This window comes from Peribacillus sp. NPDC056705 (genome assembly GCF_043656335.1).
On sequence record NZ_JBHTYI010000002.1, the window covers coordinates 260,845 to 277,567 of the forward strand.

The window sequence follows — 16,723 nt, forward strand, 5'->3', positions numbered from 1 at the left end:
ATGGATGCCTTTTTGGGAGATTATAAGGAAACAGGCTGTCGGGTTCGCCCGACAGCCTGTTTTAGTTCAAGAAAGAGTGTCATTCTTCCTCTTCTTCAGCTTTATCCGTTTCCTTCTCTTTATCATTGACTGTCTCTTGATCTTTGTCGGTCTCTTGAATTTCTTTATCTGTATTTTCCTTGTTTTGATCTTTGTCTTGAGCTGGCTCTTTAACTTTATTCGTTTCTTTTTCTGGTTCTTTATCTTTCTCTTTCTCTTTCTCTTTATCCGAACCGTTCTTTTCTTTTGAGTCCGGTTTTTTATCTTCGTTAGCTACTTTATCTTTTCCGCGATCATCTTTATTTTTTGCGGAATCTTCTTTTGAACGTGTCTTTTTAGCGCCGCTTTCAACACGTTGAGAAGGGGCTGATTCTTTACCGACTATGTCTACGGCCGTTACGTAATAGGAACCGCCTGAGCCGACTTTGTAAACAAGACTCCCGCCAGCATTGATGCTCGCCACTTTTTTGCCGTCTTTATAGACACGATAACCGACGACATCTCCTTCATGATGCAAGCCCCATGTAATCTTATCGTTACTGATCGTTATGGATAGGGGATCTGGTGCTTTGCCATTATCATTCAATTTCGCTTTCGCCCCGACGACATTTCCTGATTTTTCGCCTCCAGGAATCACGGATCCCGGGTCATCGACATATTCCAAACCGATATCTGCATAGGAATCGGGATTCAACATGAACCCGCCGCTTGTGAATTCGCCAGGCGTTTGCGGAAGGGCTGCGTAGCGTTTGCTGCCGACTGATACATATTGTCCATCTATGAAACTATCATCCGCCCTGGATGGAGCATATTTGGCGATGAATAAATCTGATTTTACAAGACCTGCCTTTTGGCATGCACTTGAAGGCAGCAGTCCTGAAACGCCACAGAAGGAACGGCTGACAATTCCGCCCGGCATTTCAAATCGCTTATCGGGGTCGATGAGTTTAGGATCGACCTTGTATGCGGCATTGATCAGATCTGCCCAATAATACATATTACGTTTATTATATTCCAGGCCATTATAGGTCCCTTGCAAGGATTTCGGTGTGTCATATCCAAGCCATGTACCGAATGAAACATTTGGATTGGTAGCGACGAACCAAGCGTCCCAATAGTTTTGGGAAGTTCCGGTCTTACCTGCCCAATCACTTGAGAAAGCGAGTCGGTTCCTGACCGAAGCTGCCGTCCCGCTGTTTACGACATCACGCATCATATCAAGCGTCAGGTATGCGGCTTGCGGAGAAAATACTTCCACTGGCTTCACTTTATGTTCATAAATGACCTTGCCATCTTTCGATACGATTTTATCGATCATATAAGCATCGATGAACTCCCCTGAATTGGCAAATGTGCCAAACGCATTGACGTTTTCTTCAACGGTTACACCTTTGTCCATGGCACCTAATGACATGGCAAGATTGGAGTAATCCCCTTTCGTCACGGTGGAGAATCCCATTTTCTCCAAATAGGAAGCAGGGCTCAGGTTGATTATTTTCTTGTAAAAGAGCGCTGCCGGGATGTTATAGGAATTCTTCAGTGCCTCCCGGGCTGTCGTTACTCCCGTATAGCTTCCGCCGCCATAGTTTCCTGGACGCCACATTTTTCCTGCTGGGATGGAAATGGGTACGTTTGCCGATACGCTTCCAGGTGAGATTTTTCCTAACTCGATCCCTGGGCCATATACGAGCAGCGGCTTCATCGTTGATCCGTTTGATCGCAGTGATGCGGTAGCATGGTTCGTCTGTTCCCGTTTGAAATCACGGCCACCTACGAAACTGATGATTTTTCCTGTTTTATTTTCGATTAGAATGGCCCCGGCTTCAACGGGCTCACTCACCGTTTTCATTTCTTTCGTATCAGGATCGACGACTTGTGCCGTTTTATCGTATCCGTAATTCGGATAGTTTTTCGTTACTTCCTGCATTTTATCATATATCTTTTTATTGACCGTCGTATAGATCTGATAGCCGTTTTGACGCAGCTTACGATCGGCAAGTGCAACATATTGATCTTTTAAATCATCATTCTTTAAATCTTTCTCTTCATATCCATCTTCTTTTGCCAGACTGACAGAAAGGATTTCGATGGAGCGTTTTTCGATTTCATAGGTGAGCCATGGATATTTCTCGGATGGCATCTCCGTTTTGCCGATAAAGTCTTTTGTTATGTCGTATGCGACTGCTTGATCATACTCTTCTTTTTTTATGTATCCGTTACTATACATCCGCTTTAAAACGGTTTTCATCCGGTTTATGCCGGGCTCTTGATTTTCTTTCAGTGTACCTTTCTGGGTATATGGTGTATATCCGAAAGGGCTTTGCGGCAATCCAGCGATAAACGCTGATTGGGGCAGTGTGAGATCTTTGGCCTCCACGCCAAAAATACCTTCAGCGGCGGACTCGACTCCAGCAATGTTACGGCCAGAAGAGTTTCGTCCCAAAGTGGAGACGTTTAAGTAGGTTTCCAAAATCTCTTCTTTTTCAAAGAACTTTTCGACCCGGAGCGCAAGCAGGATTTCTTTTGCTTTCCGTTCAAATGAAACCTCGTTGGTCAGGACCTGGTTTTTAATGAGCTGCTGTGTTAATGTACTTCCTCCCGATTGGACGTTTGCATTCGTAAATTCCTGGTAAATGGCACGCAGGATAGCTTTTGGGACAACCCCGTCATGCTCATAAAAATACTCATCTTCTGTAGCGATGACTGCATTTTTAAGATACTCGGAAACTTTATCGATGGACACTTCTTCACGCTCAAGGTCACTCTTAAGCTTGCCCAAGTATACTTCATCTGCAAAGTATACCTCAGAGGTCTCTTCATAATTGTAAATGTCTTTTTTCAAATCTTCTTTTGAGCGTACTGGCTCATCATTGACGAGGGCAGCGAAATAGCCGGCTCCGACGCCGCCGGCGAATGAGAATCCTAGGATCCCGACAATAATGAGGATCAGCGTTAAATTCCAAATGACTTGGTATGTAACCCGCGCGTTCTTTTGTGTTTTTTCATTTTGAAAAAAACGGGTCAGCTGCTTCCAGACAGTTTGAAATCTATCTTTTTGATTATTATTCATCGTATCATACCCCCTGAAATCACATATATTATAGCATATAACAGGTAGGGGAAAGGGCATCTTTCTTATTTTTCTATAATCTGTAAGGGTGATGTTGACAAGGATTCTTATGTATGATAAAAGTTTATTAACAACAATAAAATGATGAAATGATCGCGATGATAGGACCCAGTAGTCAGACTATCCCTGTTTCAGAGAGCCGGTGGTTAGTGGAAATCGGTACAAATGGTATGATGAATTACTTCCTGGAGCATTTGCTGTGAAATGATTAGTAGCAGGAAACGGTTGACGACCGTTATTCGTCTTGAGCGGAGGGCATATTATGTCCTCAAGTTGGGTGGTACCGCGAATTCATTCGTCCCTTCATATTTATGAAGGGGCGTTTTTGTGTGTTTTTTGCGGTTTTTTTCTAAGATGAAGGAGGAATATTTAATGGAATTGCTTAAAGACCTCGAGTGGAGAGGGATTATTTATCAACAAACGGATGAAGAAGGTTTTAAGGACCTTTTAGAAAAAGAAAAGATTTCTTTATACTGTGGTGTCGATCCAACTGCGGATAGTATGCACATCGGACATTTATTGCCATTCTTGACATTGCGCCGTTTCCAGCAGCACGGTCATCGTCCACTTGTGCTAGTAGGCGGTGCGACTGGACTTATCGGTGATCCAAGCGGTAAAAAAGAGGAACGCCAGCTGCAAACACTGGAAAAAGTGCTTTATAATGCAGACTGCATAAAAGGGCAGCTATCCCACATCTTTGAATTCGACGGTGATAATGGTGCGGTCATGGTCAATAACTATGACTGGATAGGTAAAATCGATATGGTTACATTCTTGCGTGATTACGGGAAATACATCGGCATTAACTACATGCTGGCAAAAGATACGGTTGCTTCCCGCTTGGATACGGGGATTTCCTTTACTGAATTTGCGTACACGATCTTACAAGGAATTGATTTCGGTCATTTATACAGCAATTTCAACTGTAAATTGCAAATTGGCGGCAGTGATCAATGGGGCAACATTACGACCGGTCTTGAAATGATCAGGAAATCCAATGATGAGAATGCTAAAGCATTCGGTATGACGATTCCGCTCGTAACGAAAGCGGATGGAACGAAATTCGGTAAAACGGAAGGCGGAGCGATTTGGCTTGACCCGGAAAAGACGACTCCGTATGAATTTTACCAATTCTGGATCAATACAGCCGATGCTGATGTTGTGAAATACCTGAAATTCTTCACATTCCTATCTCGTGAGGCGATTGAAGAGTTAGAGCAATCCGTACAGACCGAACCGCATTTGCGTAAAGCGCAAAAAGCATTAGGGGAAGAAATGACCCGTTTGATTCATGGTCAGGAAGCTCTAGACCAAGCAATCAAAATCTCTGCCGCCCTATTCAGCGGTGAGGTGAAGAATTTAAGTGCAGCGGAAATCAAATTGGGCTTTAAAGATGTCCCTAGCTTCGAACGTGAAAGCAAAGAAGATATCGGTTTGGTCGATTTAATCGTAGAAGCGAAAATTTCGCCATCCAAGCGTCAAGCCCGTGAGGATATTCAGAATGGGGCAATCTCCATAAATGGGGAGAAAGTGACTGATCTGCAATATGTAGTGACGGAAGCTGCCAAGATTGAAGGGGAGTTCATCCTCGTTCGTCGCGGCAAGAAGAAATACACATTAGTGAAATGATAATTCAAAGCCCGGCTGAATCCCAGCCGGGCTTTGTCATGCAAAGGTGTTTAGGTGCAAAAAAAAGCCCATCCAAGGATGGGCTTTTTTGAAGTTATTAACGAGAGTAGAACTCAACGATAAGAGCTTCGTTAATTTCAGCAGGCAATTCAGAACGTTCTGGTAAACGAGTGAAAGTACCTTCTAATTTCTCAGCATCGAAAGTAAGGAAATCAGGAACGAAGTTAGTTGCTTCAACTGATTCTTTGATGATTGAGAAGTTGCGTGATTTTTCACGAACTGCGATTGTTTGTCCAAGAGACACTTTGTAAGATGGAATGTCTACGCGGCCTCCGTCTACAGTGATGTGACCGTGGTTAACAAGTTGACGTGCTTGACGACGTGTACGAGCTAAACCAAGACGGTAAACTAGGTTGTCAAGACGTGATTCAAGAAGAATCATGAAGTTTTCACCATGAACACCTTTAAGTTTGCCAGCGCGGTCGAACATTGAACGGAATTGACGTTCAGTGATTCCGTACATGTGACGAAGTTTTTGTTTCTCTTGCAGTTGCATTCCGTATTCAGAAATTTTTCTGCGTTGGTTAGGACCATGTTGTCCTGGAGCATAAGGGCGTTTTTCTAATTCTTTACCAGTACCTGTTAGGGAAATTCCTAAACGACGGGATAGTTTCCAGCTTGGGCCAGTATAACGAGCCATAGGATGACTCCTCCTTTAAATGTTTTTATTTTGGTAAAATAAAAACCGTGTGAATGTACGATCATGACCATTTTGTTTTCATGTACCTTCGCCCTAGCAGCAGAGAGTTACGAGATACACCTCTGTATTGAGGAACAAAATGAGAACATAAAGGCTGTCACATAGGCTGCAATATTTTACACAAGGAGTATTGTATAATATTCTGCTCAATGAGTCAAGGACAGTTGTGATTAATTAAGGAATGGATAAAGAGAATCACAGGAGGAAAGACAATATATTAATAAAATGCAATTTATAGAAAGGTCTTTTCCATTGTAAGTGCAATGAGGTAATGAATCCAAAAATTATAGATGGTTTGAGACATTTCTTGGGTGCCTATGCCATGGGCGTGGTTCAATCCTGTTCCTTTGCTGAAAATGTCAAAAGGGTCGCTGATTTCAGGACGGAACGGGTACATGTACAAGTAATGTAAAAGGGAGCAGGCAAGGTTTGCCGCTCCCTTTTACATTATAGATGATTGGAAAGGATTTCAGCGAACTTCTCCAGTCCTTGCTGATCCATTTCGTCAAAACGGTCCGTTATCGGGCTGTCGATATCGAGGACACCGAGCAATTTGCCATCCTTCATGAGCGGTATGACAATTTCAGATCTTGATGCCGCATCGCAGGCGATATGTCCAGGGAATTGATGGACATCCTCTACGCGCGAGGTTGTTTCAGTTGCAGCTGAAGTCCCGCATACGCCCTTGCCCATTGGAATGCGGACACAGGCTGGAAGACCTTGAAAGGGTCCTAGAATTAATTGGCCCTCTTCATATAAATAAAAACCTACCCAGTTAATCTCATCGAGAAACAGATTAAGTAAAGCTGCCGCATTGCTTAAATTTGCTATCCGGTTCGTTTCATCTTCGATTAAGGCAAGTAGTTGTTTTTGGACCAGTTCATAGTTTTTTTCTTTTTTTCCTTGATACATTTCGACATTAAACAAAAGCGTTCACCTGTCTTCCGCATATTTTTACAGCACTATCTAATCATGATGCTTTATTGTTGGGAAATTGTCGAGAAATTACTAAAGGATTCAGGCTCTTCCGTGAAGAAGTAGTCCACAAGACTTGTCTCAAAGAAAGCGAGGGATTGCCTGAATGAATCGCCAGACGCCAACGAAACAAGCCATTGTGGAAGCTGCATTGCATTTATTTCATTTAAAAGGCTATCATGCTACATCAATACGGGATATTGCAAATAAAGCGAAAGTGAACGCTGCAAATATTGCCTACTATTTCAAGAATAAACAGGGGTTGCTGGAATTCTGTTTCATTTCCTATTTAGAAGAGTATATTCTGGTCCTTGAGAAGAACATGACATTGCTCGAACTTAAAGGCCCGCAACATTGCTTGATGAATCTTGTAAAGGATATTCTCGCTTTCCAAAGGGAAAACTTCCTTGCTGCACGGTTCATATATGGGGAATCTTCACTAGATTCCAATTTAAACCGCGAAATTCATTCGACGTATTTTACTAAGGAAAAGTCTTATTTTCAATATATTTTGGAACAAGGAATCAAGAGCAGGAGTTTCCAGCAAGTATCCGTTCCCATGTATATGCTGCAGTTGAAGGGTTTATTGACGGCCCCTGTCCTGCATACCCATTATGCGATGGAGGTGCTTCACGTCTTCCCGCAGGAAGCCTATTACACGAATATTTATGCCAATGAAGTCGGACGTTTTCTGCAAGATACCCTTTTCAATGCCGGAGACTTCCAGCCACTGTTAGCCGGCCGGCCTGAAGTGTATACATGAGTTATCCTTTATACCCTGCAATCAGTGCCTGATGGCCCTGACCCAAATCTTTAGCCTGATGGGCATCGGAACCGTAAATAAGCGGAATGCCGAGATCTATTGCACGTTTTGCAAATCGTTCAGGGGGATAGGGCTCACCGCATAGCGGCTTTACAAGCCCGGCTCCATTATAATCCAGTTCATACTTTTGATCCTTGATCATATCGAGAACCTTGTAAACCCGCTCGTCAAAATTTGATGCCGGCGGATATCGATGCTGGAATTTATGGACAAGTGTAATGTGCCCGATCCGTTTTGGTTTATATATGCCTAAATCAGCTTCTATTGATTTTTCCAATGTATCGTAATATTTGGTATAAACCGATTCCACTGAACCTAGTTCATTGGCAATCTCACTAAACCCATCATCGCTGAAATCGATGCAATGCCAACGGTTTTGATGCTTGATGAAGTGGACGGAAAGTATACTATCATCAAGGAATTCTCCGATTTCGTCGAGGAATGCTTTTGTTTCATTTTCATACCCCTCTATAAAGTCAACCTCCAGGCCTGTTTTGATCAGGATCTTGTCTTTATAGCGTTCTTTTAGTACGCGGAGCTCTTGAAAGTAATCCAGGAGCAGGGCAGCGTCCATGCCGCTGTCTTTTTCAGGCGTAGGATCTTGAAAATTTCTTGGCAATGGAGCATGTTCCGTAAATGTGATTTCCTTTAATCCTAGCTCGATTCCCCGCGTAATATATTCATCGAATTTATCCGTAGAGCCGTGTGGGCAAAACGGAGTGTGCACATGACCGTCAGCTTTCATGGTTCTTCCCTCCCAAAAAACAGGTATTTGTAGCAATTTTCTACAAAAAAATCATTTTTCTCGTCAAAAATTATTGCTAACATGGTATCATAAAAGCATTAAATTTAACATTTTTAAAATTGATATATAAACGAGCAAGACTGTAAGGACTAGAACAGGGGGCTTACCATGGATTACATAATTGGGGTAATTGTATTAATTTTGATTTTCATCATTTGGGGTTATTTTTTCAAAAAGAGATATTTTAAAGAAATCGATCGACTGGAATCCTGGAAAATAAGCATCACGCACCGCCCCGTGCTGGAAGAGCTTTCTAAAGTCAAACAATTGAACATGACAGGTGAAACAGAGGAAATGTTCGAAAACTGGCGAATTGAATGGGACGCCATCATTACGGATCATATGCCCGAAGTCGAAGAGCTTTTATTCGATGCCGAGGAATTCGTCGATAAATACCGTTTCAGCCGATCAAAAGAGGTACAGCGCAAAATTACAGTCAAGCTGAATGAAATCGAGGAAATGATCAAAAAGATCTTATATGAACTGAATGAACTCGTAGGCAGTGAGGAAAAGAATCGATTGGAAATTGAGGATATCAAAGAATCCTACCGTCAATTGAAGAAATCCCTGCTTGCGCACAGGCATAATTATGGGAAAGCGGCTGATAAGCTGGAAAATTCCTTGGATGAAGTATTGCAAATCCTCCAGAAGTATGAAGAAGAGACCGTGAACGGCAATTATTTGAATGCGAGGGAGCTTGTTCTATCCATTAAGGAAAAATTGGCGGTTCTGTCAGTTAAAATGGAAATGCTCCCAAAATTATTGGTGGATAGCCAATCAGAGCTGCATTCCCAGCTTCAGGAATTGAAGGATGGTTATGAGGAGATGTCAGGACAAGGGTATCTGTTGAGCCATATCCAATTCGAGCAGGAAATATCACGGCTTGAGGAAGAACTGGAACTATATAAAACACAATTGGACAATGCAGAAACGGAAGCAGTGGAAAAAGGCATTAAAGAAATGCGCGAAAGCATCGAGGTTCTTTATGACCTTTTGGAAAAAGAAGTACTTTCAAAACAGTATATCTTGAAAAATGATGAAGTTCTTAGAAAAACGTTAAGTGACCTTGAATATGAAAACGATAAACTTAAAGTTGAAACCATACATGTTCAACACACCTATCATTTGACGGAAAATGAGCTTGATGCACAACGGAAAATGGAAAAGCAGATTGCCCAGATTTCGAAACGCCATCAATTGCTTGTCTTGAAAATGGAGGATAATGTGATGGCAAGCTCCCTTATCAGCGAAGAGATGCAGGGACTGGCGGAACAGTTGAAGGAATTACAGGAAAATCAGAAAGACTTTACCCTTAAATTACAGGCTTTACGAAAAGATGAAATGGATGCCAGGGATGCATTGGCCGAATTGAAGCGCAAAATGGTCGATACTGGACGTTTAATTGCAAAAAGCAATATTCCAGGTCTTCCAGAAGAGTATAAAGTGGTGCTTCAGGACGCCAAAGAAAGCATGGACGACGTTCAGGGGAAACTTGAAGAAAAGCCGCTTGACATGGCCGCTGTATATATTTACTTGGAAAAGGCGGTTCAACAGGTGAATAGGGTCCACGAAAAAGCCAATGAATTGATCGAACATATGTATTTGGCCGAAAAGGTGATCCAATTCGGAAATCGCTATCGCAGCAGTCACGATATGGTAGCCGAGAGCCTTAGGGAGGCCGAGGCCAAATTCCGAAGCTACGAATATCAAGCCGCATTGGAAACGGCAGCCACGGCCATAGAAAAGGTCGACCCAGGCAGTTTACGAAAAATCGGGGCGAACATAGAAGAAGTCCTTTCCTAAAAAACCCGCCATGGCGGGTTTTTTCTTTTACAGGAACCTGAAATAGACTAGGCAGGAAGGTAAATCGTTCTGCGGGACTAAAAAGAAGCAGGTCCCCTATCATTTCAGTGGACCAGTGTTTTACATTCTCTTTCAAATTCAATTATGTTAATATTAGAAGTTGCAACAGCAACATTGAAACTTATATTCAGTAGAGTGACCATCATAGATACAATAACATGGAAGGTGAACCCATGATTTATTTTGATAATAGTGCAACAACAAAACCATATCCCGAAGTAATCGAATCATTCATGAAGGTTACTTCGGACTATTTCGGGAACCCCTCTTCGCTTCATGGACTTGGGGTGCAATCCGAAAAACTGCTTTCTGCTGCAAGAAAGCAGGTCGCTGATTTACTAAGGGTGAAGAGTTCGGAAATATATTTCACTTCCGGGGGGACGGAAGGAAATAATCTTGCCATCAAAGGGGCCGCCCAATCTCAGGGAAATCGCGGCAAACACATAATCACGACAGCGGTTGAACATCCTTCTGTAGAAGATGCATGCCAATCATTGACGAAAATGGGCTATGAGATCACGTATCTTCCCGTTAACGAATGTGGGCAAATTGATGTAACGGATCTTAAGGAAGCATTGAGGGAAGATACCATTTTGGTTTCCGTCATGCATGTTAATAATGAAGTTGGCTCGATACAGCCGATTGCTGAAATTGGCAAATTGTTAAAACAATACCCAAACGTGCTCTTTCATGTCGATAATGTACAGGGAACAGGCAAAGTTTCGTTATCATTGCGCGAAGCCAATGTGGATTTATGTACAATTTCCGGCCATAAGGTTCACGGCTTGAAGGGGACGGGCATCCTTTATGTTCGTGAAGGCGTTCGGGTCGATCCGCTTTTCCATGGCGGCAATCAAGAAACGAAAATCAGGAGCGGCACCGAAAATGTTGCAGGAATCGTCGCCCTATCGAAGGCTTTGCGTATTAGTATGAACAATCAATTGCTGTATCATGATAAGCTGCAGCAAATCAAAGCATATTTATATAAAGGTTTGATGGAAATGGACGGGGTAATGGTTAACAGTCCTGAAGAGGGTGCACCCCATATTGTGAATTTTTCCGTTCCGGGGCTTAAATCCGAGGTATTGCTGCATGCACTTGAATCGGAAGGAATATATGTTTCGACGACCAGTGCCTGTTCTTCGAAAAAAAGGACGGTAAGCAAAACGGTGGATGCGATGTTCCATAATTCAGCCCGTTCCGAAAGCGTCATCCGGATCAGTACTACCTTTGGCAATGAAATGGAAGAAGCAAAGCAAGTTCTGGCGGCGATACAGAAAATAGTCGCTAATTTAGAAAAAATAATGAGGGTTGCAAAATGAAATTTGATCATATAATTATCCGTTATGGAGAAATCTCCACGAAAAAAAGAAACCGCAAAGGCTTTGTAGACAAAATGAAGGCACATATCCGCTGGAGTTTAAAAGATATAGAAGGTGTAGTGCTCACTGCCAACCGGGAGCGGATGTACGTTCTCCTGAACGGTGCGGACCATAAGCCTGTCATTGAACGGTTGAAAGGCATTTTTGGAATTCAGTCATTAAGCCCTGCAATAAAAATAGAGCGTGATCTGGAAGTGATGAAAACGGCAGCATTGTATTATCTTAATCATACTCTTGAAGACGTCAACACGTTCAAAATCACGACAAAACGCGCGGATAAGGATTTTCCATATAATACCGATGAAATTAACAGGGCAATCGGCGGGCATTTACTTCGAAATACAGAAGATTTAAAAGTGGATGTAAAGAACCCTGATTTGAACCTGCTAGTGGAAGTGAGACGCGAAGCCGTGTATTTGACAGGTGAAATCATCCAGGGGGCAGGCGGTCTTCCATTCGGTTCAAGCGGGAAGGCGATGCTGATGCTTTCAGGCGGGATTGATAGCCCTGTTGCGGGATTCCTTTCTATGAAACGGGGTTTGGACGTGGAAGCGATCCATTTCTACAGCCCGCCGTTCACAAGCGAACGTTCACGCCAAAAGGTCATTGATTTGGCAGGCAAGCTTGCAGAAATTAATGGAAGCATGAAAGTGCATATCGTTCCATTTACGGAAATCCAATTATTGATTCAAAAACAAATCCCGGAAAACTACTCAATGACTACAACCCGGCGTTTAATGATGCGGGTCGCCGATCGAATCCGTGAAAAGGCAGAAGCCATGGCACTGATTACCGGTGAAAGCCTTGGACAGGTTGCGAGCCAGACGATGAGCAGCATGTTTGCCATCAATGAGGTGACGAATACACCGATCCTGCGACCGCTGATTACCATGGATAAGACAGAAATCATCAAAATTGCGAGAGAGCTCGATACTTTTGAAATATCCAATCTGCCGTACGAGGATTGCTGTACGGTCTTTACGCCGGCAAGCCCAAAAACGAAACCGAAACGTGAAAAAGTCAATTACTATGAAAGCTTCGTCGACTTTGAATCCTTGATTGAAAAAGCGGTCTCCGAAACAGAAATATTAACGGTTAAACCTGGTCAGACTTTCGATAAGGAAGAAGCGATGGAAGACCTATTTTAATATCCTGTAATTACCAATAAAATTGTGCGGATGAAGCCATGTGTTTTAACACACTCTATAATCACAAGGAGGTGAAAAACACATGGCAAACAACAACAGCTCAAACGAATTATTGGTACCTGGAGTGGAACAAGCTCTACAGCAAATGAAATATGAAATCGCTACAGAATTCGGCGTACAACTTGGTGCCGACACAACATCTCGCGCTAACGGTTCAGTTGGTGGAGAAATCACAAAACGCCTTGTTCAAATGGCTGAACAACAATTAGGCGGAGGATTCAACAGATAATTTAATAAATATGGCTACAGAGAGCGGGTTCTAACACCCGCTCTCTTTATTTTTGTTGGTGTGGCGGCCGAATAAAGTGCGGACCATTATTTTAAACAATACTTCATGATTTTTTACTGTTTTATATAAGCTGTTTTCGCATACTTTGTTCTATTTACCAAGTAAAGCGGTATGGTTGACTTCCCCTTCAGATGCTCGCTTTCCGCGGGGCGGGCGGTGAGCCTCCTCGGCGTAAACGCCTGTGGGGTCTCACCTGTCCCGCTGCTCCCGCAGGAGTCTCGCACTTCCGCTCCATCAACCTTAAATTGTTTTGTTTTAAAACAACAATCTTTACGAAAAACAGACAGTCGGTGGATTTCTGAAATCAGCTAGAACGGTTTTTTTAGTGAAAACTGGATGTTCATCGAATTTGACTACAGTCTACAGAGGGCGGGTTCTAACACCCGCTCTATTTATTTAATTGTAAAAATAAATAGAAATATTAGAGAAGTATCTTGTATAATGAGTAGGTACTAAGAGTTCATAATTGGAGGGGAAGAATATGAAGCGTGAAGACTTATTGGCTCCGGAACATTACAACTTAGTTAGTGAAATGGAACGTTTTGCAAAAGATCCAGAAAAAGTTGCCGTCCTCTGGGAGAACGAAAACGGGGATAAAAAACAACTTACATATGAGAACTTATTAAAAAGTGCAAATAAAATCGGAAATGCCTTCAAGAAAAAAGGACTGGGTAAAGGTGATACGGTCCTTATCATAATCCCTCGTTTGGTGGAAGCCTATCAAGTGTATTTAGCCGCATTGAAAATTGGCATGATTGTCATACCTTGTTCCGAAATGCTTCGTGCGAAGGACTTGCAGTATCGAGTCAACCATGGTGATGTCAAAGGAATCATCAGTTACCATGAATATACTCATGAAATGAATGAAATAGAAGGGGCGGAAAGCCTCCTCAAATTTTCAATCGGAAAACGAATCGAAAATTGGCTGGATTTGAATGAGCTTGCCGATGAGGAATCGGATCAGCTGCCCATGGCCGACACGAAGAGTGAGGATATGGCGTTCTTATCGTATACTTCCGGAACGACAGGAAATCCAAAAGGGGTCGTCCATACACATGGATGGGCTTATGCCCATTTGAAAACGTCTGCAGCAAACTGGCTTGGCATCAGCGAAACGGATGTGGTTTGGGCAACGGCAGGCCCAGGGTGGCAAAAGTGGATCTGGAGTCCTTTCCTGGCGGTACTAGGAACGGGAGCGGCCGGTCTTGCCTATCATGGAAAGTTCGAGGCGAAAAAATATCTTCAGCTGCTTCAGGACTATAAAGTGAATGCATTATGCTGCACACCGACCGAGTATCGATTGATGGCAAAGGCGGATAACCTTGATGACTATGATTTATCCCATCTTCATAGTGCTGTATCAGCGGGAGAGCCTTTAAATCAAAAAGTGTTCGAGGTCTTTAAAAACCATTTCCATATTGAAGTGCGTGATGGTTATGGACAGACTGAAAATACCCTATTGGTAGGGGTAACGAAAGGCATGGATATTAAATTGGGCTCCATGGGGAAACCGACTCCGGGCAACCATGTGGAAATCATTGATGATTCAGGCAAACCTTGTTCTCCTGGCGTAGTGGGGGATATTGCCGTACATGTAGATACACCTGCTCTATTTAAAGAATATTTTAAAGATCCGGAGCGGACATCACAGCAGTTCCGCGGGGACTATTATATTACCGGCGACCAAGCGAAAAAGGATGAAGATGGTTATTTCTGGTTTGAGGGTCGTTCTGATGATATCATCATCAGCTCGGGATATACGATTGGACCGTTTGAAGTGGAAGATGCACTCGTGAAGCATCCATTTGTTAAAGAGTGTGCTGTTATAGCAAGCCCTGATGAAATAAGGGGAAATGTGGTCAAGGCATATGTAGTCTTGATGGAGGATATCGATCCGAACAGCCAAGGGTTGATCCAGACGCTCCAAACGCACGTGAAGGAATTGACTGCCCCATATAAATATCCAAGGAAAATCGAATTTTTAGAAGAGCTGCCCAAAACGACATCAGGTAAAATCAAACGGGTTGATTTACGGAAAAGGGAAGAAGCACTCCTTAACAATTGATTGAAAGCATTACCGTCAGCCGTAACGGCTGGCGTTTTTTTATTACAGGTACTTGGATAAAAGCATAAATATGGGAATCCGTGATATGAGATGGTACACTTACTGCATATCTGCACAGTAACAATCATTTAATAAGGAGTGTAAAGCCGGAATGGGAACGTTATGGTTCAATGGGTCGATTTATACGATGATTAAAGAAAACGATCGAGTGGAGGCTGTCTTCACTGAAAAGGGGGTAATTGTTGATACCGGCAGCCAGGACTATTTGAAAAATGAATATGCCGGCAATATTTCCAGGGAAATCGACTTAAATGGACAAACGATGCTGCCGGGGTTAGTGGATAGTCACCTTCATTTGGTCGGGCATGGTGAAAGGCTGCTTCGTTTAGACCTCTCTTTGATGGATAGCAGGGAGGCCATCTTGAAATCCTTGAAGGAAAAATGCTCAAAAACCCCGGCTGGAAAGTGGATTGTTGCCGAAGGATGGAATGAAAATGAATGGCCGAGTCCTGAATTGATATTACGGGATGAGCTTGACGAGATATCGACAGAACATCCCATCGTATTGAAAAGGATTTGCCGTCATGCCTTGGTGGTCAATTCCCGCGCCCTATTGGAAGCGGATATTAAAGAAGATATAAAAGAACCTTCAGGCGGGGTGGTCTGCCGTTATCCTGACGGGCGTTTAAATGGTTTATTTAAAGAAAGTCAAGCGCAGAACTTTATTTTAGACAGCCTTCCCGGGATTGATCAAGAGTATATCGAAAACGCGCTCATAGAGGCCATAGAAGACGCATATAAGCTAGGTTTGACTGGGGGGCATACCGAGGACCTTTATTATTACAATGGCTTCATGCCGACATATCAGGCGTTTAAATCGGTTATCGAGGACCGGGAAATGGCCTTTCGCGCCAATTTGCTCGTCCATCACGAAGCGTTTGAAGACATGCTGGCAGCAGGAGGCGGCTATCAGAAAGGTACGCGATATATCAAATTTGACAGCATGAAGATATTTACCGACGGCTCCTTGGGCGGACGCACAGCTCTGTTGAGCGAGCCTTATGTAGATCAAAAGGATACGAATGGAGTCGCGATATTCACTGAAAACGAGCTTCAGGAATGGGTGAAAAAAGCAAGGGATGCCGGAATGCCGATTGCTGTACATGCGATTGGCGATCTCGCTTTTGAATACGTCCTGAATGCAGTAGAGGCCCTCCCGCCGAAAATGGGGCAGAGGGACCGGCTCATCCATGCTCAGATTGTCCGGCCGGAGCTGTTGGAGCGGGCGGCAAAGCTGCCGGTAATTTTTGATATCCAGCCGGGTTTCGTCCCGTCCGATTTTCCGTGGGTGGAAGAAAAGGTTCCAGCCGATCTACTGGAATCCTCCTATGCCTGGAAAACCTATTTGAAGTTGGGCATCATTTGTGCGGGAGGGTCGGATGCACCCATTGAACCATTAAATCCAATTTTGGGCATTCATGCTGCTGTCACAAGGATGAAAATCAACAGCGAGGACCCGACCGTATATGGCTTGGGCGAAAGGCTTTCCGTGTACGAGGCCTTCTCACTGTATACAAAAGGGAGCGCTGCAGCAATCGGCAAGGAAAAGCACCGAGGTGTGATCAAAGAAGGGTACGATGCCGATTTTACCGTATTTAATCTGGATGTTTTTGCTGTGGCGCCGGATGATCTCCTACAAGCAGAGGCGGTCATGACGGTCATCGATGACAAAATCATGTATGATAAAAAATAACA

At 43.3% G+C, this 16,723-nt stretch carries 13 protein-coding genes and 1 other annotated feature; of the genes, 9 read left to right on the forward strand and 4 right to left on the reverse strand.

Going from position 1 to position 16,723, the window contains the following annotated elements; all coding sequences use genetic code 11:
- Nucleotides 1-79: 79 nt before the first annotated feature.
- On the reverse strand, nt 80-3,109 hold the full coding sequence (locus ACFRAK_RS03700) for a transglycosylase domain-containing protein (protein ID WP_387602338.1): 3,030 nt from the start codon (nt 3,107-3,109) through the stop codon (nt 80-82).
- A 149-nt stretch (nt 3,110-3,258) separates the two neighbouring features.
- Nucleotides 3,259-3,475, forward strand: a binding site (T-box leader).
- 66 nt (nt 3,476-3,541) lie between these two features.
- Here ACFRAK_RS03700 and tyrS point away from each other — a divergent pair.
- Nucleotides 3,542-4,798, forward strand: a complete 1,257-nt coding sequence (gene tyrS, locus ACFRAK_RS03705) for a tyrosine--tRNA ligase (protein WP_192206077.1) — start codon at nt 3,542-3,544, stop codon at nt 4,796-4,798.
- A 97-nt stretch (nt 4,799-4,895) separates the two neighbouring features.
- Here tyrS and rpsD read toward each other — a convergent pair whose 3' ends face one another.
- Entirely contained in the window at nt 4,896-5,498 is a 603-nt protein-coding gene (rpsD, locus tag ACFRAK_RS03710; protein ID WP_260285447.1) for a 30S ribosomal protein S4, read from the reverse strand.
- 331 nt (nt 5,499-5,829) lie between these two features.
- On the opposite strand from rpsD, the gene ACFRAK_RS03715 reads away from it, so the two are divergent.
- A complete protein-coding gene (locus tag ACFRAK_RS03715; protein ID WP_387602343.1) occupies nt 5,830-5,970 on the forward strand; it encodes a hypothetical protein in 141 nt (46 codons plus the stop codon).
- A 35-nt stretch (nt 5,971-6,005) separates the two neighbouring features.
- Here ACFRAK_RS03715 and ACFRAK_RS03720 read toward each other — a convergent pair whose 3' ends face one another.
- Entirely contained in the window at nt 6,006-6,485 is a 480-nt protein-coding gene (locus ACFRAK_RS03720; RefSeq protein ID WP_394571325.1) for a GAF domain-containing protein, read from the reverse strand.
- A 154-nt stretch (nt 6,486-6,639) separates the two neighbouring features.
- Here ACFRAK_RS03720 and refZ point away from each other — a divergent pair, with 154 nt between their 5' ends.
- The gene (gene refZ, locus ACFRAK_RS03725; RefSeq protein ID WP_387705718.1) at nt 6,640-7,296 is read left to right on the forward strand and encodes a forespore capture DNA-binding protein RefZ; all 657 of its coding nucleotides are present in this window, start codon (nt 6,640-6,642) and stop codon (nt 7,294-7,296) included.
- 1 nt (nt 7,297) lies between these two features.
- On the opposite strand, the gene hisJ is transcribed toward refZ, so the two are convergent.
- A complete protein-coding gene (gene hisJ, locus ACFRAK_RS03730; protein ID WP_387602351.1) occupies nt 7,298-8,101 on the reverse strand; it encodes a histidinol-phosphatase HisJ in 804 nt (267 codons plus the stop codon).
- Nucleotides 8,102-8,269: 168 nt separating this feature from the next.
- Here hisJ and ezrA point away from each other — a divergent pair, with 168 nt between their 5' ends.
- The 6 genes from ezrA (at nt 8,270) to ACFRAK_RS03760 (ending at nt 16,721) form a co-directional block, all read left to right on the forward strand.
- Nucleotides 8,270-9,964, forward strand: a complete 1,695-nt coding sequence (gene ezrA, locus ACFRAK_RS03735; RefSeq protein WP_387602353.1) for a septation ring formation regulator EzrA — start codon at nt 8,270-8,272, stop codon at nt 9,962-9,964.
- A gap of 233 nt (nt 9,965-10,197) precedes the next feature.
- Entirely contained in the window at nt 10,198-11,346 is a 1,149-nt protein-coding gene (locus tag ACFRAK_RS03740; RefSeq protein WP_387602356.1) for a cysteine desulfurase family protein, read from the forward strand.
- The gene (gene thiI, locus ACFRAK_RS03745) at nt 11,343-12,554 is read left to right on the forward strand and encodes a tRNA uracil 4-sulfurtransferase ThiI (RefSeq protein WP_387602359.1); all 1,212 of its coding nucleotides are present in this window, start codon (nt 11,343-11,345) and stop codon (nt 12,552-12,554) included. Before ACFRAK_RS03740 ends, thiI begins: the two co-directional genes overlap by 4 nt.
- An 82-nt stretch (nt 12,555-12,636) precedes the next feature.
- Nucleotides 12,637-12,843 carry an alpha/beta-type small acid-soluble spore protein gene (locus ACFRAK_RS03750; protein ID WP_034309203.1) on the forward strand — a complete coding sequence of 69 codons (207 nt, stop codon included), beginning with the start codon at nt 12,637-12,639 and terminating at the stop codon, nt 12,841-12,843.
- 541 nt (nt 12,844-13,384) lie between these two features.
- Complete coding sequence (gene mbcS / locus ACFRAK_RS03755) at nt 13,385-14,968, forward strand: acyl-CoA synthetase MbcS (protein WP_387602362.1); 1,584 nt, start codon at nt 13,385-13,387, stop codon at nt 14,966-14,968.
- Nucleotides 14,969-15,119: 151 nt separating this feature from the next.
- Nucleotides 15,120-16,721, forward strand: coding sequence for an amidohydrolase (locus ACFRAK_RS03760; RefSeq protein ID WP_387707532.1), 1,602 nt, complete (start codon nt 15,120-15,122; stop codon nt 16,719-16,721).
- The last annotated feature ends 2 nt before the right edge of the window (nt 16,722-16,723 follow it).